Consider the following 15,620-nt stretch of genomic DNA (forward strand, 5'->3'; position numbering starts at 1 on the left):
ATCCGGGCGCTGGCAGGGCGGGAAATGGGCTGGCGCGGTCCTGATGATCGGCCTATCTGGACCTTGGGGCAACGGGGGCGCGCGGTGATCCTTCTGGAACATGGTCCGGCGGACAAACCGGCGCTGTTTGAGGCGCCTCGGCGGGTGATTGCCGCCTGGTCCCCGGCGGAGGTTCTGCCAGCCCTGCAGCGGGCCGAGGCGGCGCGGGCCAAGGGTGCGTGGATCGCGGGTTATGTCGCCTATGAGGCGGGCTTTGCGCTGGAACCGAAGCTGGCGCATCTGATGCCGCGCAAACGGCCCGGGCCTTTGCTGGCGCTGGGCCTCTTTGACGGGCCGCAGGATGCCGGGCCGCTTTTGGCCCGGGCGGCGGAAGAGGGGCGCGCGACGGCGATGACCCCGCCGGAACCGCTGGTCAGCCGCCGCGCCTATGGCAATGCGGCAAGGCGGGTGTTCGACTGGATCGCCGCCGGCGACTGCTATCAGGTGAACCTGACCTTTCCGATGGCGGCGCGGTTGGTCAAGGGCACCCCACTGGGCCTATATGGCGCGTTCCGGCGTACGGGGGCAGTGGGGCACGGGGCCTTTGTCGATCTGGGCGTAGGGCCAGTGGTGGTGTCGCGTTCGCCCGAGTTGTTCTTCAAGGTCAAGGGCGGCAAGATCATCACGCGCCCGATGAAGGGCACGCGGCCGCGCGGCAAGGATGCGGCAGAGGATGCGGTGATCATCGCGGGGCTGCTGGCCGATGAAAAGGACCGGGCAGAAAACCTGATGATCGTGGACCTTCTGCGCAACGATATCAGCCGCTTGGCGCGGGTGGGGTCGGTCAAGGTTCCGGCACTTTATGCCATCGAAAGCTATTCGACGGTGCATCAGATGACCTCGACCGTCGAAGGCGTGCTGGAGGGGCCGCCGTCGCTGCCCGGGTTGATGACGGCGCTGTTCCCGTGCGGGTCCGTCACCGGCGCGCCGAAAATCCGCGCGATGGAGATCATCCGCACGGTGGAGCGCGCGGCGCGCGGGGTCTATTGCGGTGCGGTGGGCTGGATGTCACCGGCTGGCGATGCCGATTTCAGCGTGGCGATCCGGACGCTGTCGGTCAGTGGCAGCGACATCGTGATGAATGTGGGCGGGGGGCTGACGCATGGCTCGACGGTCGACGGGGAATGGGAGGAGGCGCTGTGGAAAGCGCGCTTCGTGAAGGCGGCCGTCAGCCGGGGCTGAGGCTGATCGAGACGATGCTGTGGGATGGCCAGACCGCCCCGCGCTGGCCGCTGCACCTTGCCCGGCTGCAGCGCAGTGCGGCGCTGCTGGGCTGGGCGTGTCCTGCACTTGCCCCGGAAGGCCCCGACCACCCCGCCCGCCTGCGCCTGACGCTGGACAGTGCGGGGGCGGTGGAGTGGCAGGCTTCCCCCTTGCCCGCCGCGAAACTGGACTGGCGGATCGGGCTGGCCCCCGCGCGGCTGGCCTCGGGCGATCCTTGGCTGCGGGTGAAATCCACGAACCGGGTGGCCTATGAGGAGGCGCGGGCGGCGATGCCCGCAGACCTTGACGAGATGGTCTTCCAGAACGAGCGTGGCGAAGTCTGTGATGGCACCATCACCACCGTGTTCTTTGATCGGGGGCAGGGGATGCGGACGCCGCCCTTGTCCTCGGGCCTGCTGCCCGGAGTCCTGCGCGCCGAGATCGCTTGCATGGAGGAGGTGCTGCTGGCTGCAGACCTGCCGCATGTCCGGCTTTGGGTTGGAAATGCGGTGCGGGGGCTGATCCCCGGTATTTTCTGTCCTTAAATATCCCCGCCGGAGGCTTCTGCCGCCAGCCGCGGATGCCTCCGGCGGGGATATTTGGAGACAGAAAATGGCTTGGGGTTGACTTGGGGGCCCGGGCGCGGTGTATCGGCGCGATCAGATGAAAAGCCCTCGGAAGGGGAACGGAAATGCACGCCTATCGCAGCCATACTTGCGCAGACCTGAACACCGCCCATGTCGGGCAGGAGGTGCGGCTGTCCGGCTGGGTCCACCGGGTGCGGGACCATGGCGGGGTGCTGTTCATCGACCTGCGCGACCATTACGGGATCACTCAGGTGATCGCGGACGGCGACAGTGCCGCTTTCGCGGACATTGAGAAGGTGCGTGCCGAATGGGTGGTGCGGATCGACGGGCGGGTAAAGGCGCGGGATGCGTCCTTGGTGAACCCGAAGCTCTCGACCGGCGAGATCGAGGTTTATGCCACCGGGCTGACCGTTCTGGGCGCGGCGGATGAGCTGCCGATGCCGGTGTTCGGCGATGTGGACTACCCCGAGGAGACGCGGTTGACCTACCGCTTCCTGGACCTGCGGCGGGAAAAGCTGCACCGCAACATGATGCTGCGGTCGAACGTGGTGCGGTCGATGCGGCAGCGGATGTGGGATCAGGGGTTCACCGAGTTCCAGACGCCGATCATCACCGCCTCGTCGCCCGAAGGCGCGCGGGATTTTCTGGTGCCGTCGCGGCTGCATCCGGGCAAGTTCTACGCCCTGCCGCAGGCGCCGCAGCAGTTCAAGCAGCTGATCATGGTGGCGGGCTTTGACCGCTATTTCCAGATCGCGCCATGTTTCCGCGATGAAGACCCGCGCGCCGACCGGTCGCCCACCGACTTTTACCAGCTTGATATCGAGATGAGTTTTGTCGAGCAGGAAGATGTCTTTGCCGCCGTGCAGCCGGTGGTGCAGGGGATTTTCGAGGAATTCGCGCCGGGCAAGAAGGTTTACTCTGACTGGACCCGCATCGCCTATCGGGATGCGTTGAAGTGGTATGGGTCGGACAAGCCCGACCTGCGCAACCCGATCCGGATGCAGGATGTGAGCGACCATTTCCGCGGCTCGGGCTTTGCGATCTTCGCCAAGCTTCTGGAGCAGGAGGGCAACGAAGTCCGTGCCATTCCCGCGCCGAAGGGGCCGTCGGGCGAACCTGTGGGGCGCAAGTTCTGTGACCGGATGAACGCTTTTGCGCAACAGCAGGGGCTGCCGGGGATGGGGTATATCTTCTGGCGCGAGGCCGAGGATGGGTCAGGCATGGAGGCTGCTGGCCCCCTTGCCAAGAATATCGGGCCGGAGCGGACCGAGGCGATCCGGCTGCAGTTGGGACTGGAGAAGGGCGATGCGGCCTTCTTCCTTGGCGGCAAGCCGGAGACGTTCGAAGCCATCGCCGGGCGCGCGCGCAACGTGATTGGGGAAGAGCTTGGGCTGACCGAGAAGGACTGCTTCAAGTTCGCCTGGATCGTCGATTTCCCGATGTATGAGAAAACCGACGACGGGAAGATCGACTTCAGCCACAACCCCTTCTCGATGCCGCAGGGGGGGTTGGAGGCGCTGCAGGGCAACCCGCTTGACGTTTATGCCTACCAGTATGATCTGGCCTGCAACGGTTATGAGCTGATCAGTGGCGGCATTCGCAACCACAAGCCGGAAATCATGTACAGGGCCTTTGAGCTCGCGGGTTACCCGAACAGTGAGGTGGACAAGCGCTTTGGCGGGATGGTCAAGGCGTTCAAATATGGCGCGCCGCCCCACGGCGGCTGTGCGGCGGGGATCGACCGGATCGTGATGCTGCTGGCGGATGAGCCGAACATCCGCGAAGTCATCATGTTCCCGATGAACCAGCGGGCCGAAGACATGCTGATGAACGCGCCAAGCGACCCCACGAACGAGCAACTGCGCGAGTTGCGCTTGCGCGTCGTGCCGAAGGACAGCTGATGTATCAGGCCTCGGTCCCCGTGTTCCGACACTACCTTGCCCGGGTTTCCGAGATGGTAGAGCGGGCCGGGGCCGAAGCCTTGGCCGCGCAGGTGGCCGATGCCTTTCCCGCAGGTCAGCAGTTCGCCACGGCGGCCGGGTTTTCCTTGCGCATCGCCTGCCCCCTTGCCGGGCGCGAGGTGCCAAGCCTGCCAGCCGCCCTTGGACCAAGGCTGGCCGTGGCGCGGGCGATGCTTGGGGCGATGGCCCCGGCGGATTTCGAAGGGGCCGAGTCGCGGATCATCCGGCACCATGCAGGCTTTGCCGAGCTGGAGCAGACCGGTGCCGATTTCCTGCACCTGTACGGGATGCCGAATTTCTTCTTTCACCTGACGATGGGCTATGCGGCGCTGCGGTCTGCCGGGGTCCCGCTGGGAAAGGCGGATTTCGACGGGTTCCACAGCTATCCCGAAGGGTTCAGCTTCCAGGACGTTGGCCGGTAAGGTTCAAATGCAGCGGCCTTGCGCGCCGAACCCCGCCCGGCATAGCCTTTGCGCCTGTGCAGGGGGAGAGTGCCGTGACCGACGCCAGACTGACCGAAGCCAGACTGGGTGAGCCGATTGCCAACTGGACGCCGCCGCGGCGACCGGACGTGGCGGCGATGGACGGCCGCCATGTGCGGCTGGAACCCCTTGTGGCCGACCAGCATGCCTTTGACCTGCATGCGGCGTTTTCCGGGCATGATGCGCTTTGGGACTACATGCCCTATGGGCCCTTTGCCTCAGCCTCGGCCTATCATCGCTGGGCGCGGGAGCGGGAAGCGGGTGAAGACCCGCGCTTTTTCGTTCTGCGGGACGCAGGCACGGGAAAATGTGGCGGCATCGCCAGCTATTTGCGGATCGCACCCGAGGCGGGGTCGATCGAGGTGGGCAACATCTGCATCGCGCCTGCGATGCAGCGCGGGGTGGCCGCGACCGAGGCAATGTTCCTGATGATGGCTTGGGCGTTTCAGGCTGGTTATCGTCGCTACGAATGGAAGTGCAACGCGCTGAACCTGCCGTCACGCCGGGCAGCACAGCGGTTGGGGTTCAGTTTCGAAGGCGTGTTCCGCAACCACATGGTGGTCAAGGGGCGCAACAGGGACACGGCGTGGTTTTCGGTGATCGACAGCGAATGGCCGGCCTTGTCCGAGGCGTTTTCGGTGTGGCTTGCGCCGGGGAATTTCGACCATGCCGGTCGCCAGCGGGAGCGGTTGTCAGATCTGACGCAATTGGTGCGGGCTGCGGGCGATCCGGCGTTGGTGGGCTGAGGCGAAGGCGCAAGGATACCGCGGTCAGGCAAGGGGGTGGATTTCGGCCAGGCGGGCGGTGACCAGTCGGGCAAGGGCGGCTTGGCCGGGGCCGGTGGCGGGACCATCGGCTGCGGCAAGGGCGGCCGCTTCCAGCGCATGGTCGCCGGCAGAGCGGCCAAGGCTGCGCAGGAACCCGGTGGCATAGCTGCTGTCCGCCCCGCCGATCAGTGGCGAGGCCCGCGCCAGATCATCGCGGAAGGCGAGTGTGTCAGGCGTCGCGGGGGCATGGGGCGCGCTGTCTGGTGGCGGGTGGGCAAGGCCCAGACTGCCAAGGATCAGCTGTTGAAAGGCCGCAACGCCGGGCACGGGTTTGTCCAGATACCCGCAGGCACCGGCGGCGAGTGCGGGCGCGCGACCGTCAGGATCACCGCTGGTGGCAAGGACCGGAACGCCATTGCGCCGCAGATCGGTGATCAGGTCTTCGCCCCGGCCATCCGGAAGGCCAAGATCGACGATCACCACATCAGGGCGGTGGGACGCCAGAAAGGCACGGGCGGCAGCCAGTGTTTCCGCCCGCCGCAGGCGCGCACCGAGCCGGATGCAGATCAGACGCAGCGCATCGCTGGCAAAGCGGCTGTCATCGACCACCAGCAGGGTGATCCCGCGCAGGGGAAGGGCATCTGCGCCAGAAAGCGCCGTTGGCGGGGCTGAAGGCGGGCGGGGGGTATCGGGGGGAAAGGGCATGGCATCCTCGGTCAGTCGGGGCAGCTTGCGCGGGTCGGGTAAAGACCCGGTTAACGTCCCTGCGACGGGCTGGCCCTTGCAGACCAGCGGCGGGGTGCCCATAACCGGGGGATCAGCCGCTGGAGGGAGCCCGCTTGATGATCGGCCGCTTGAACCATGTCGCCATTGCCGTGCCAGACCTTGAGGCTGCCGCCGCGCAGTATCGCGGGGCGTTGGGGGCAACTGTCGGTGCCCCGCAGCCTGAACCGGACCACGGGGTCACCGTGATCTTCATCGAACTGCCGAACACCAAGATCGAACTGCTGCATCCTTTGGGCGAGAACTCACCGATCCTCGGGTTTCTGGAAAAGAACCCCGCCGGGGGGATTCACCACATCTGCTACGAGGTTGACGATATCCTTGCGGCGCGGGATCACCTGAAGTCCACCGGCGCGCGGGTGCTTGGCAGCGGCGAGCCGAAGATCGGCGCGCATGGCAAGCCGGTGCTGTTTCTGCACCCCAAGGATTTCAACGGCTGTCTGGTGGAACTGGAACAGGCATGACCATTACCGCCGCCTTCGTGATGTATTCCGTGACCTGGTTCATGACGTTCTTCGTCGTGCTGCAGATCCGCACCGTGTCGCAGCGGGAGCAAGGCCATGTCGAACCCGGAACCCCACCGGGCGCACCGGCGGAAGAGGTCGTGGGCAGAAAGGCGAAGCTGACCACGCTGATCGCCACGCCGATCTGGGCGGTGATCTGCGGGGTGATCCTGTCAGGCTGGATCACGCTGGACGATCTGGACTGGTTTGGCAGGATGGGGCCGTAGCGACAGGCCAGCCTTAGCGCCCGGCGGCCATTAGCCGGTGGAACAGGTGGGTGAAGGTCGCGACGCCCAAGACCGGGATCACGAGGTTCACGATCGGCATCGACAGCGGCGCTGCCATCAGCGTGCCCGCCAGCCAAAGCTGCAGCCCGTTGCGGCGGCGCATGGCCTTTACCTCGGCCGGCGCGAGGCGGCGCAGGGCGACGAGGGTGAAGTATTCCCGGCCAAGCAGGAAACCGTTCACCACCCAGAACACCAGCGGGGCCGCGGGCCCGGCGAAGGGGTAGATGAACAATGCCACGACGTTCACTGCCACAATCAGGCCAAGGAAATTGATGGATTGGCGCACCGCCTCGGCCATCGGCATCGTGCGCGCTGGGGGCAGGTGGGGATAATGCCGCGCCTCGACCGCCTGGGCCACTTCTTCCAGAAAGAACCCGGTGAAGGCTGACGCGACAGGGACCATCAGGAACACCGACAGCCCCAGCATCAGCACCAGCGAGGCCCAGCCGAGGAGGGTTTCCACCCCGGTCACCGGGCCGACGATCGGGAGATCGACGCTGTCGGGCGTCAGCCACCAGATCAGCTGCAAAAAGCCGGCATAGGCGGCGAACAGCAAGGCAAGCGCCAGCAGCACACCCAGCCCCAGGACACGACGAAAGCGGCGGTCGCCCAGCTGCGACAGGGCGCTGAGAAAGGCCTTCAGGATCATTGGTCGACCCAGGTGGTCAGGCGGGCAAGGTCGGGGCGCGGGCGGTCGGGGGCATCGGGGGGCGGCGTGCCGATATGCACGATCCCCGCGACGCTTTCGCCTTCGGTGCAGCCAAAGGCGCTGGCGACAAAGGCCGCGTCATGCGCGGGCCAGCCAGTCAGCCAGCAGGCCCCCCAGCCCGCCGCCTCGGCTGCGTTGACGATGCCGAAGCATAGCGCGCCTGCGGACAGGCGCTGTTCCACCTCGGGCACTTTGGGCGCGGGTTTCGGGGACGAGATCACCACCACCGCCAGCTTGCCCACGTCATATTGGCCGCGACCCTTGGCGACCTTTTCGGCATCCCCGTTCAATTCATGCGCCCGCGCTTCGGCAAGATCAGCCAGCCGGGCGAAGGCGGCACCCTGCAGGATGACCAGCCGCCAGGGTTCCAGCTTGCCATGATCGGGCACGCGCAGGGCGGCGGTCAGGATCTCGACCAGTTGGTCGCGGTCGGGAACGGGGTGGGTGAACAGCTTGGCCGGGTGTGACCGGCGCGTCAGCAGGAAATCGAGAGCGGCTTGGTTGCGGGCGGGCATCTGGTCCTGATCCGTAGGGGCAAGGTGACTTTACGGCCAAGTCCCGGCTACCGCCAGAGCCGCCGGTCAGAACTGCTGGAAAGCCACGACTTCGACCGTGATTCGTGTTAAGGTTGTGGCATTTGCGCCCGTTGATTTCAGTCTTGCGGAGATATCATGACCGACAATTCCAGCATTTTGCCTGCCTCAGCCCCCATTGCGCATTTCCTTGAATTCTTCTGCCTGTTCGGCCCCCCGGCAAACGCGCCGACCAATCCGCCGGTCACCACCATCGTCAATCACGGCTATGCGCTGGGCTATTGCCCTGACCGGGGACAGGCCCTGTGGGCGGCCTATCAGGTGGCCGCTGCCGTCCGCGATGTGGATTTTCAGCGGCCCGAGTTCTTTTACGATGATCCCCGCTTGCCCGAAGGCTTGCGGATCGGCACCAAGGGGTTTCGCAAGCTTGGCACGCAAAGTTATGATCGGGGCCATCTGGTGCCGAATTTTGCCATCAACACCCAGTTCGGCCGGGTGGCGCAGTTCGAGACCTTTTTCATGTCCAACATCGTGCCGCAGGCAAGTGCGATGAACCGTGGCATCTGGAAGAATCTGGAGCATGGGATCGTCAAGGCCTATGCGCCGATGCGCAAGCATGTCTGGGCGCTGACCGGGCCGATCTTTGCTGCCAATCCGCCGATGATCGAACGACCGAACGGCAGGCTGGTGCCGGTGCCCGAAGCGCTGTTCCTGATCCTGGCCGACCCCGAGCGCTATCCCTATGACAGCCCCGGCAACCTGAACATTCTGGCGCTGGTGTTGCCGCAGACGCTGGGCTACGCCAAGCCGGAAACCGCCCCAGTGTCCACCCTGCCCGAGATCGAGGCGCGGACCGGGTTGACGTTCTTTCCCCGCCTTTCCGTGAAGGACAAGGCAAAACTGGTGAACCAGACCAGCCCGACAGTCTGGCCTTTCGAAGCAATCACGCCGGAAAACAGCGACCAGCCTGCGCCCGAGGGGTAAGGTCCGGCGTCCGGGGGGCGGAGTTTTCGAAAACTCCGGTCCGATTTCTTCGAAGAAATCGGGCTTACAGCGGCAGCAGTTGTGCCATGTCGTCGATCCAGCTCTTGGCAAAGGCATCAAAGCGGGCGTCGGGCTGGCGTTTTTCCAGCGTTGCGGCCAGCGGGTCGGGTGCCGTCATTGGGGCGGCGGAAAGCTGTTCCAGCACGGCATGGCCGCAGAAGGGAACATAGACCTCGGAATAGCCGCCCTCATGGACCAGCGTCAGGCGGCCGTTACACAGCCGGTCGGCGGCGTCCATGGCCCTTTCGGTGAGGGCGCGGAAGGTTTCGGCGGTGCACAGCATCCGGCCGAGGGGGTCGACGGCTGCCGCGTCAAAGCCGCAGGCGACGATGATCGCTTCGGGCTTGAAGCGGTCCAACGCCGGCAGGACCACGCGGTCCATCGCGTAAAGATAGGCCGCTTGGCCGCAGCCGGGCGGCAGGGGAAGGTTGAGGTTGGTGCCAAGCCCCGCGCCTGCGCCGACAGCTTCGATGCCGCCGGTATCCAGCGGGTAGTTCCGGTCCTGATGCAGGCTGATGGTCAGCACGTCGGGGTCTTCCCAGAACACCGCCTCGGTCCCGTTGCCGTGGTGGACGTCCCAGTCGATGACCGCCACGCGGCGGACCAACCCTGCGGCCTGTGCGGCGCGGATGGCGACGGCGATGTTGTTCAACAGGCAAAAGCCGTTCGGGAAATCGGGCAGGCAGTGGTGCCCGGGCGGGCGCGACAGGGCGTAGGCGTTGCGCACCTCACCTTTCAGGACCGCAGACAGGGCGGCGGTGGCAAGGCCCGCCGACAGGGCGGCGATCTCGTACCCGCCGCGACCAAAGGGGGTGCGCAGGCCAAGTTCGCCGCCGCCGGCATCGGACATGTCCTTGAAGGCGGACAGGTAGCTTTCGGGGTGCACCCGGGCGAGGTCGGCATGCGTTGCCGCCTCGGCTCCGCGCATGGAGAGGTGGCGGGCAAGACCCGTCACCTCAATCAGGTTGCGCAGGCGGCGCTTGGTTTCGGGGTTTTCGGGCAGGCCTGCGGGCATCGGCTGGACAAGGCCACCGACGGGCAGGGTGAAGGCGTAGTTGCCGCCACCGTGCCAGAAGCAGCGTTCGTCAGAAAAGAAGGCGGTGGTCATGTGGCGGTCTCCCTTGACGGCAGCCTAGGCAGGATTGGCGCGCTTGGCCAGACGGGCAGAGATCTGCGCGCGGGGTTGGGTGGGACAAAATCCTTCGAAGGATTTTGGCAAATTTCTTCGAAGAAATTTGTCCCTTGCCCCAGGGTGGGGCGCAAGGGCATCACGGTCGCGATGACCGACCTTGCCCATCTTGCCGTTCCGGGTGCCGAGATTTCGGTGCGCGTCACCCCCAATGCCCGCCGCGCTGCGGTGGCGGTCGTGGACGGTCAGATCCGCATAGCCGTGACCGTCGTGCCGGAGGATGGCCGCGCGACCGAGGCGGCGCGGGAGGCGCTGGCCAAGGCGCTTGGGGTTGCCAAGACGCGGCTGGTGCTGGTGCGGGGGGCGAAGTCGCGGGACAAGCTGTTCCGGCTGGATGCGCCCTGACGGGGCTTAATCCGCCGGGCGTTCCAGACGGTAGCTGCCCTCGGGCAGGTTCAGCGCTGCTGCAAGATCACGGACCTGGCCGAGCGACAGGGTGATCCGCATCACCTCTTCCGTCCGGGGATCGGTCTGGTCGATCGTGACGCAATCTTCGAAGGCGTTGATGACCACGTCTTCGACAAGCGGCAGGTCTTCGCCCTCATCGACAAGGGTGATCACGGTGGCGTCGAATTCGTGCTCGATGGTGAACATGGTATCAGGGTAGACGTCGCCGCGCGGCAAGGCAACTGCCGCCGGGTCAGAGTCGGACTTTCCGGCCCCGGTCCTGCATGACACCTGCGTGAGCCACCCTTTCCCTTGCGCCGCGATTTGCTACCGTTAACACATGCCAACTCTGGCCCGCCGAGGATTGACATGCGCTTGCCCCTGTTTGCTGCACTTGCGCTGTCGCTTGCCGGCTGTGTCGCTATCGCCCCGCCACCGGAGCCGGTGGCTGCGCCCGTACCGGTCGATCAGGCCGCGCGGGCGCAGGCGCTGACCTTCCTGCAGGTGGTCGCGGCGGTCGAACCCGTTGCCGAACGGGTCTGTCGCAGCCAAGGCGTGGCGCGAAACTGCGATTTCCGGATCGTTGTGGATGATCGCCCGGGCCAACCGCCGAACGCGTTTCAGACCTTGGACAGCCGGGGCCGCCCGGTTGTGGGCTTTACCCTCGCGCTAATTCGGGATGCCCGTAACGCGGACGAGTTGGCCTTTGTCCTGGGCCATGAGGCAGCCCACCATATTGCCGGGCATATCCCGCGTCGGCAGGAGCAGGCCATGTCGGGGGCCTTGCTTGCCGGGCTGCTGGCGCAGGCGAACGGCCTGTCGCCGGAGGAAGTGCGTGCCGCGCAGGATCTGGGGGCGCAGGTCGCGGCCCGCACCTATTCGCGCGAGTTCGAGCTGGAGGCGGATGCGCTGGGGGCCGAGATCGCGCTGATTGCGGGCTTTGACCCGATGCGGGGCAGCGGGTTCTTCGACCGTCTGCCGGACCCGGGCGACAAGTTCCTGGGCAGCCATCCGCCGAATTCCCAACGGAAGGCGCAGGTGGCAGCCACGGTGCGGCGGCTGACGGGCGGTTGATCTGCGTCAAGGCAGGTAGCTTTGCCACCGGGCAGCATGGGGCCATGACAGCCAAGAGGAACTGGCAATGATCGGATACCCAGAAGCACCGAAAGCCTGGTGGCTGACCCGTGGGATGGCGCGGATCAGCGGGGTCAATCTGCCGCGCGCCGTGGTCGAGGGCTGGCTGCAGCGCGCCGAGCTGGAAGACCTGATCACCCGCTGCGCCATGTGCCGGGCGGGGCAGGACTGTGAAGCCTGGCTGATGCGGTCGGGCGCCGAGCGGGCGATGCCGGAGTTCTGCCCGAACAAATCCGGGATCGAGGCGTTGATCGCCTGAGGCCGCCAGCATGGCCTGAGGGGCTCGCAGAGTATCGGCTGGTGGCAGGCACAAGGCTGGCGTAGCCTTTGCCGATGATCGTTCTTGAAGACTTGGTGCGTGACCGGGGGTCACGCTATGCGGCATCGGTCGGTGAGGTGCGGACCCGAGCCGAGATTGACGCTTTTCTGGCCGCTCTGCGCACCCGGCGCAAGTTCAGCAAGGCCACGCATCACAGCTGGGCTGCCGTCCTGTCAGAGGGCGGGCCACTGAAGGGCGACGATGGCGAGGCGGGTGCTGGTGCCGTGATCCTGAAGATGCTGGAGCGTGAGGAGGTGGCCGACCGCATCGTCGTGGTGACCCGCTGGTACGGCGGCGTGCATCTGGGGGGCGACCGCTTTGCCCATGTGGTGACCTGCACCCGCGCCGCGCTGGCGGCACTGCGGGAGGCCTGAGCGTACAGATAATAAATATTGCATATGTCCTTTTCGAACCGGGGGCGCGGTTGCTAAACTGGAGTGCGGGCAACAAGACCCGTGAAACCTCAGGGACAGCCATGGACATTTCACGCAGTTTTCTTCTGACCGGCGCGGTGTATCTGATCGCCGGTATTCTTTTCGGGGCCTATATGGGCGCAAGCGGGGACCATTCGCTGGCGCCGGTGCATGCCCATATCAACCTGCTGGGCTTTACGCTGATGACCATCTTTGGTCTGGCGTACCGCCTGATCCCCGGCCTTGACGAGGGGACCTTGCCGCGCCTGCACTTCTGGTTGCATCAGGTGGGGTCCTTGCTGCTGCTGATCGGGCTTGCCCTGATGATGTCGGGGCAAGTTGCCGCGGAAACCATCGGCCCGGCGTTCCCGGTTCTGGAGGGCGCAATCCTTCTGGGGGCAGTTCTTTGGCTGGTGAACCTCCTGCGCCGGGCATAGGGCATCGGGTGCTGCGCATAGGCCCCGGACGCTCGACCTGTGCTGCGTCCGGGGCTACCCTTGTTCCGGGATGTGGGGAACAGGGGCACGGCGATGCGCGACATTCTTGCGGCCGAGGTGAAGCGGCTGGCAAACACGGTGATCTGGTCGTGGGAGGGGTTTCGCGCCGCCTGGGCCACGGAAAAGACGCTGCGGCAATGGACGGTGGCGAATGCGCTGGCGGCGGTGCTTGCCTTTTCGCTGGACCTTGCGGCGGCCGAACGGGGGCTGGTTCTGGCGCTGGGGCTTTTGATCCTGGCGGCAGAGTTGATCAATACCGCGGTGGAGGAGGTGGTCGACCACCTGTCGCCGGGGCTTGATCCGCGGGCGAAGAAGGCCAAGGACTGCGGGTCGGCCTGTGTGGCGCTGACGGCGATTGCGGCGGGGGTGGCTTGGGTGGTGGTGCTGGTGGGGTAGGGCAGAGGACCTTAGCCGCGCTGCTGGCGGCGCAGGTGCGCCCGGTACAGAAGCGGGGCAGCGACATAGGTGTAGAGGCCCTTTGTCAGCGGGCGCAGGATCGGCCAGCCGGTTGCCCGCGCCAGCCAGCGCCAGCGCGGCATGGCCGACCAGAGCGCCCGAAAGGCCTCAAGGCCCGCCAAAACACGGCCATCCTGCCAGACATGCAACTGGCGCGCCGCCTGATCGGGGGTCAGGCCCCAGTCGACGGCTTGGTCCAGTTGGTCAAAGCGGATCGGCAGCCCGTCCGCCAGCGCGCGGCGGCGGTAGGCGTCAATCTCGAACCGGCAGACCGGGCAGGTGTCGTTGTAAAGGACGCGGGTTTCGCTGGTCATGACGCAAAGATAGCGCGCAAGGGATCGCCGATCAGGGGGCAAGCTGCCGCATGTTTGTTCGAAAGCTTGGAACACTGTCGTCCCTCAGGGGTTGTACCATCAGGCAACAACACTGGAGGACGACATGCAGAATACGGCATTTTCCCAAGGGGCAACCGGCGACCGCGCGCCCTCGTCGATGGTGTCCAGCACGGACGTGAACGGTACGGCTGTCTACAGCCCGTCCGGTGACCAGCTGGGCGAGATCGACCATCTGATGATCGACAAGCAGTCGGGCCAGATCGCCTATGCGGTAATGACGTTCGGCGGGTTTCTTGGCATCGGCAGCGACGAACACCCGCTGCCGTGGAAGAAGCTGAGCTTTGACACCGGTCTTGCTGGCTTCGTCACTGACGTAACGCAAGAGCAGCTGACAGGTGCCCCGCAGCGCAGCGAAGGCTGGTTCGATGACCGCGACTACGCCCGCCGCAACTACGACTACTACGGCGTTTCACCTTACTGGATCTGATGGGTCTAGATTGCCCCGGGCCGCACAGGCCCGGGGTTTTTACAGTCCGGGGGCGTCAGTGGAGCCGACCCCAAAGGTCATATTCCCCCGCCTCATCCACCGTCACCTTGACGATGTCGCCGGGCTTCAGCGTTTCAAAGCCTTCGTCGATGAACAGGTTGCCGTCGATTTCCGGCGCGTCGGCCTTGGTGCGGCAGGTGGCGCCGTCTTCGTCGACCTCATCCACGATCACCTCTAGCACTTTTCCAACTTTCGCGGCCAGTTTCGCCTCGGAAATGGCCTGTGCCTTTTCCATGAAGCGATCGAACCGGTCTTGCTTCACGTCCGCGTCGACATGGTCCGGCAGGGCGTTCGACCGCGCTCCGGCGACGTTTTCGTATTGGAAGCAACCGACCCGGTCCAGTTGCGCCTCATCCAGCCAGTCCAGCAGGGTCTGGAACTCGGCCTCCGTCTCGCCGGGGTAGCCGACGATGAAGGTGGAGCGCAGGGTCAGGTCGGGGGCAATCGCGCGCCAGGCGGCGATTTCGTCCAGCGTCTTGGCCGCCGCCGCTGGGCGGGCCATGCGGCGCAGGACATCCGGGTGGGCGTGCTGGAACGGGATGTCGAGGTAGGGCAGCACCAGACCTTCGGCCATCAGCGGGATCAGCTGCCGCACGTGGGGGTAGGGGTAGACGTAGTGCAGCCGTACCCAGGCCCCCAGCTTGCCCATTTCGCGCGCGAGGTCGGTGATATGGGCGCGCACCTCGGCCCCCTTCCAGGGGGAGAGGTCGTGCTTGCGGTCCACCCCATAGGCGCTGGTGTCCTGTGAGATGACCAGAAGCTCTTTCACCCCCGCCTCGACCAGCTTTTCCGCCTCACGCAGGATGGCATGGGCGGGGCGGCTGACCAGTTTCCCGCGCATGTCGGGGATGATGCAGAACTTGCAGGCGTGGTTGCAGCCTTCGGAAATCTTCAGATAGCTGTAGTGGCGCGGTGTCAGGGAAACCCCGGTTGCGGGCAGAAGGTCGATGAACGGGTCTGGCGCGGGCGGCACGGCGCTGTGGACGGCATCCAGCACCGCCTCGTACTGATGCGGGCCGGTGACGGCCAGCACCTTGGGATGCGCGCCGGTGATGTATTCGGGTTCCGCCCCAAGGCAGCCCGTGACGATCACCCGGCCGTTTTCCTGCAAGGCTTCGCCAATCGCCTCAAGGCTCTCGGCCTTGGCGCTGTCAAGGAAGCCGCAGGTGTTCACGATCACCGCATCGGCGCCCTTGTAGTCGGGGCTGATGGCATAGCCCTCGGCGCGCAGCCGCGTCAGGATGCGTTCGCTATCGACCAGCGCCTTGGGGCAGCCAAGGCTGACCATGCCGATGGTGGGTTGGCGCGAACCGTCCGATCGGGCGCGCCGCGTGTCGGGGACAAGGGCGCGGGCAAGGTCAGGGCGAAGGAGGGGCGGGTTTTCGGACATTTCCGCCCTATACAGGCCCGGCGCGGCTGAGGGAAGGGCTGGCCCTCTCGGCCAT

At 65.7% G+C, this 15,620-nt stretch carries 22 protein-coding genes; 15 read left to right on the plus strand and 7 right to left on the minus strand.

Translation table 11 applies throughout. The annotated features are described in order from the left end of the window. The first annotated feature begins 84 nt into the window (after positions 1 to 84). The 5 genes from EI545_RS15225 to EI545_RS15245 all read left to right on the plus strand — a co-directional run bounded on the left by EI545_RS15225 (position 85) and on the right by EI545_RS15245 (position 5,018). Complete coding sequence (locus EI545_RS15225) at positions 85 to 1,221, plus strand: aminodeoxychorismate synthase component I (RefSeq protein WP_125326258.1); 1,137 nt, start codon at positions 85 to 87, stop codon at positions 1,219 to 1,221. Continuing rightward, positions 1,179 to 1,787, plus strand: a complete 609-nt coding sequence (locus tag EI545_RS15230) for an aminotransferase class IV family protein (RefSeq protein ID WP_425471576.1) — start codon at positions 1,179 to 1,181, stop codon at positions 1,785 to 1,787. The genes EI545_RS15225 and EI545_RS15230 overlap by 43 nt, the downstream gene beginning before the upstream one ends. Before the next feature lie 146 nt (positions 1,788 to 1,933). Further along, positions 1,934 to 3,730 carry an aspartate--tRNA ligase gene (gene aspS, locus EI545_RS15235; RefSeq protein ID WP_125326259.1) on the plus strand — a complete coding sequence of 599 codons (1,797 nt, stop codon included), beginning with the start codon at positions 1,934 to 1,936 and terminating at the stop codon, positions 3,728 to 3,730. After that, positions 3,730 to 4,212, plus strand: coding sequence for a DUF1993 family protein (locus tag EI545_RS15240; protein WP_125326260.1), 483 nt, complete (start codon positions 3,730 to 3,732; stop codon positions 4,210 to 4,212). The genes aspS and EI545_RS15240 overlap by 1 nt, the downstream gene beginning before the upstream one ends. A 74-nt stretch (positions 4,213 to 4,286) precedes the next feature. After that, entirely contained in the window at positions 4,287 to 5,018 is a 732-nt protein-coding gene (locus tag EI545_RS15245) for a GNAT family N-acetyltransferase (RefSeq protein ID WP_245990083.1), read from the plus strand. A 24-nt stretch (positions 5,019 to 5,042) separates the two neighbouring features. On the opposite strand, the gene EI545_RS15250 is transcribed toward EI545_RS15245, so the two are convergent. Continuing rightward, entirely contained in the window at positions 5,043 to 5,744 is a 702-nt protein-coding gene (locus EI545_RS15250; protein WP_125326261.1) for a response regulator, read from the minus strand. Between the two features lie 137 nt (positions 5,745 to 5,881). Here EI545_RS15250 and mce point away from each other — a divergent pair, with 137 nt between their 5' ends. Both mce and EI545_RS15260 read left to right on the plus strand, forming a co-directional pair. Then, positions 5,882 to 6,286: a methylmalonyl-CoA epimerase gene (gene mce, locus EI545_RS15255; RefSeq protein WP_125326262.1), complete on the plus strand. Its 405-nt coding sequence runs from the start codon at positions 5,882 to 5,884 to the stop codon at positions 6,284 to 6,286. Further along, the gene (locus EI545_RS15260) at positions 6,283 to 6,552 is read left to right on the plus strand and encodes a DUF1467 family protein (protein ID WP_125326263.1); all 270 of its coding nucleotides are present in this window, start codon (positions 6,283 to 6,285) and stop codon (positions 6,550 to 6,552) included. Before mce ends, EI545_RS15260 begins: the two co-directional genes overlap by 4 nt. A 13-nt stretch (positions 6,553 to 6,565) precedes the next feature. Here EI545_RS15260 and EI545_RS15265 read toward each other — a convergent pair whose 3' ends face one another. Both EI545_RS15265 and EI545_RS15270 read right to left on the minus strand, forming a co-directional pair. Then, positions 6,566 to 7,261, minus strand: coding sequence for an EI24 domain-containing protein (locus EI545_RS15265; RefSeq protein ID WP_125326264.1), 696 nt, complete (start codon positions 7,259 to 7,261; stop codon positions 6,566 to 6,568). Further along, positions 7,258 to 7,836, minus strand: a complete 579-nt coding sequence (locus tag EI545_RS15270; RefSeq protein WP_125326265.1) for a nitroreductase family protein — start codon at positions 7,834 to 7,836, stop codon at positions 7,258 to 7,260. The genes EI545_RS15265 and EI545_RS15270 overlap by 4 nt, the downstream gene beginning before the upstream one ends. Before the next feature lie 156 nt (positions 7,837 to 7,992). On the opposite strand from EI545_RS15270, the gene EI545_RS15275 reads away from it, so the two are divergent. Next, positions 7,993 to 8,838 (plus strand): DNA/RNA non-specific endonuclease, encoded by an 846-nt coding sequence (locus tag EI545_RS15275; protein WP_125326266.1) that lies wholly within the window; start codon positions 7,993 to 7,995, stop codon positions 8,836 to 8,838. 64 nt (positions 8,839 to 8,902) lie between these two features. Here the strand turns inward: EI545_RS15275 and EI545_RS15280 are convergent, their stop codons facing one another. Next, positions 8,903 to 10,006 carry a class II histone deacetylase gene (locus EI545_RS15280; RefSeq protein WP_125326267.1) on the minus strand — a complete coding sequence of 368 codons (1,104 nt, stop codon included), beginning with the start codon at positions 10,004 to 10,006 and terminating at the stop codon, positions 8,903 to 8,905. Between the two features lie 171 nt (positions 10,007 to 10,177). Between EI545_RS15280 and EI545_RS15285 the strand changes: the two genes are divergently transcribed. Continuing rightward, positions 10,178 to 10,432, plus strand: a complete 255-nt coding sequence (locus EI545_RS15285) for a DUF167 domain-containing protein (protein ID WP_125326268.1) — start codon at positions 10,178 to 10,180, stop codon at positions 10,430 to 10,432. A gap of 6 nt (positions 10,433 to 10,438) precedes the next feature. Here the strand turns inward: EI545_RS15285 and EI545_RS15290 are convergent, their stop codons facing one another. Then, complete coding sequence (locus EI545_RS15290) at positions 10,439 to 10,681, minus strand: hypothetical protein (protein ID WP_125326269.1); 243 nt, start codon at positions 10,679 to 10,681, stop codon at positions 10,439 to 10,441. A 162-nt stretch (positions 10,682 to 10,843) separates the two neighbouring features. Between EI545_RS15290 and EI545_RS15295 the strand changes: the two genes are divergently transcribed. The 5 genes from EI545_RS15295 to EI545_RS15315 all read left to right on the plus strand — a co-directional run bounded on the left by EI545_RS15295 (position 10,844) and on the right by EI545_RS15315 (position 13,233). Then, positions 10,844 to 11,548: a M48 family metallopeptidase gene (locus tag EI545_RS15295; protein ID WP_125326270.1), complete on the plus strand. Its 705-nt coding sequence runs from the start codon at positions 10,844 to 10,846 to the stop codon at positions 11,546 to 11,548. A 67-nt stretch (positions 11,549 to 11,615) separates the two neighbouring features. Continuing rightward, positions 11,616 to 11,867 carry a DUF6455 family protein gene (locus EI545_RS15300; RefSeq protein WP_125326271.1) on the plus strand — a complete coding sequence of 84 codons (252 nt, stop codon included), beginning with the start codon at positions 11,616 to 11,618 and terminating at the stop codon, positions 11,865 to 11,867. A gap of 74 nt (positions 11,868 to 11,941) precedes the next feature. Next, positions 11,942 to 12,301 carry a YigZ family protein gene (locus EI545_RS15305; protein ID WP_125326272.1) on the plus strand — a complete coding sequence of 120 codons (360 nt, stop codon included), beginning with the start codon at positions 11,942 to 11,944 and terminating at the stop codon, positions 12,299 to 12,301. Between the two features lie 101 nt (positions 12,302 to 12,402). Continuing rightward, complete coding sequence (locus EI545_RS15310) at positions 12,403 to 12,777, plus strand: cytochrome-c oxidase (protein ID WP_125326273.1); 375 nt, start codon at positions 12,403 to 12,405, stop codon at positions 12,775 to 12,777. Between the two features lie 93 nt (positions 12,778 to 12,870). Further along, entirely contained in the window at positions 12,871 to 13,233 is a 363-nt protein-coding gene (locus EI545_RS15315; protein WP_125326274.1) for a diacylglycerol kinase, read from the plus strand. A gap of 11 nt (positions 13,234 to 13,244) precedes the next feature. Here EI545_RS15315 and EI545_RS15320 read toward each other — a convergent pair whose 3' ends face one another. Then, a complete protein-coding gene (locus tag EI545_RS15320) occupies positions 13,245 to 13,607 on the minus strand; it encodes a thiol-disulfide oxidoreductase DCC family protein (RefSeq protein WP_125326275.1) in 363 nt (120 codons plus the stop codon). 124 nt (positions 13,608 to 13,731) lie between these two features. Here EI545_RS15320 and EI545_RS15325 point away from each other — a divergent pair, with 124 nt between their 5' ends. Next, positions 13,732 to 14,115: a PRC-barrel domain-containing protein gene (locus tag EI545_RS15325; protein ID WP_245990085.1), complete on the plus strand. Its 384-nt coding sequence runs from the start codon at positions 13,732 to 13,734 to the stop codon at positions 14,113 to 14,115. 55 nt (positions 14,116 to 14,170) lie between these two features. Here EI545_RS15325 and rimO read toward each other — a convergent pair whose 3' ends face one another. After that, the gene (rimO, locus tag EI545_RS15330; RefSeq protein WP_125326276.1) at positions 14,171 to 15,565 is read right to left on the minus strand and encodes a 30S ribosomal protein S12 methylthiotransferase RimO; all 1,395 of its coding nucleotides are present in this window, start codon (positions 15,563 to 15,565) and stop codon (positions 14,171 to 14,173) included. Positions 15,566 to 15,620: the final 55 nt, after the last annotated feature.

It is taken from the genome of Tabrizicola piscis (genome assembly GCF_003940805.1).
GTDB lineage: Bacteria > Pseudomonadota > Alphaproteobacteria > Rhodobacterales > Rhodobacteraceae > Tabrizicola > Tabrizicola piscis.

Coding starts and splice junctions, on each gene's coding strand:
- aspS (WP_125326259.1), top strand. CDS start 1,934: ATGCACGCCTATCGCAGCCATACTTGCGCAGACCTGAACACCGCCCAT.
- EI545_RS15240 (WP_125326260.1), top strand. CDS start 3,730: ATGTATCAGGCCTCGGTCCCCGTGTTCCGACACTACCTTGCCCGGGTT.
- EI545_RS15250 (WP_125326261.1), bottom strand. CDS start 5,744: ATGCCCTTTCCCCCCGATACCCCCCGCCCGCCTTCAGCCCCGCCAACG.
- mce (WP_125326262.1), top strand. CDS start 5,882: ATGATCGGCCGCTTGAACCATGTCGCCATTGCCGTGCCAGACCTTGAG.
- EI545_RS15260 (WP_125326263.1), top strand. CDS start 6,283: ATGACCATTACCGCCGCCTTCGTGATGTATTCCGTGACCTGGTTCATG.
- EI545_RS15265 (WP_125326264.1), bottom strand. CDS start 7,261: ATGATCCTGAAGGCCTTTCTCAGCGCCCTGTCGCAGCTGGGCGACCGC.
- EI545_RS15270 (WP_125326265.1), bottom strand. CDS start 7,836: ATGCCCGCCCGCAACCAAGCCGCTCTCGATTTCCTGCTGACGCGCCGG.
- EI545_RS15275 (WP_125326266.1), top strand. CDS start 7,993: ATGACCGACAATTCCAGCATTTTGCCTGCCTCAGCCCCCATTGCGCAT.
- EI545_RS15280 (WP_125326267.1), bottom strand. CDS start 10,006: ATGACCACCGCCTTCTTTTCTGACGAACGCTGCTTCTGGCACGGTGGC.
- EI545_RS15285 (WP_125326268.1), top strand. CDS start 10,178: ATGACCGACCTTGCCCATCTTGCCGTTCCGGGTGCCGAGATTTCGGTG.
- EI545_RS15290 (WP_125326269.1), bottom strand. CDS start 10,681: ATGTTCACCATCGAGCACGAATTCGACGCCACCGTGATCACCCTTGTC.
- EI545_RS15295 (WP_125326270.1), top strand. CDS start 10,844: ATGCGCTTGCCCCTGTTTGCTGCACTTGCGCTGTCGCTTGCCGGCTGT.
- EI545_RS15300 (WP_125326271.1), top strand. CDS start 11,616: ATGATCGGATACCCAGAAGCACCGAAAGCCTGGTGGCTGACCCGTGGG.
- EI545_RS15305 (WP_125326272.1), top strand. CDS start 11,942: ATGATCGTTCTTGAAGACTTGGTGCGTGACCGGGGGTCACGCTATGCG.
- EI545_RS15310 (WP_125326273.1), top strand. CDS start 12,403: ATGGACATTTCACGCAGTTTTCTTCTGACCGGCGCGGTGTATCTGATC.
- EI545_RS15315 (WP_125326274.1), top strand. CDS start 12,871: ATGCGCGACATTCTTGCGGCCGAGGTGAAGCGGCTGGCAAACACGGTG.
- EI545_RS15320 (WP_125326275.1), bottom strand. CDS start 13,607: ATGACCAGCGAAACCCGCGTCCTTTACAACGACACCTGCCCGGTCTGC.
- EI545_RS15325 (WP_245990085.1), top strand. CDS start 13,732: ATGCAGAATACGGCATTTTCCCAAGGGGCAACCGGCGACCGCGCGCCC.
- rimO (WP_125326276.1), bottom strand. CDS start 15,565: ATGTCCGAAAACCCGCCCCTCCTTCGCCCTGACCTTGCCCGCGCCCTT.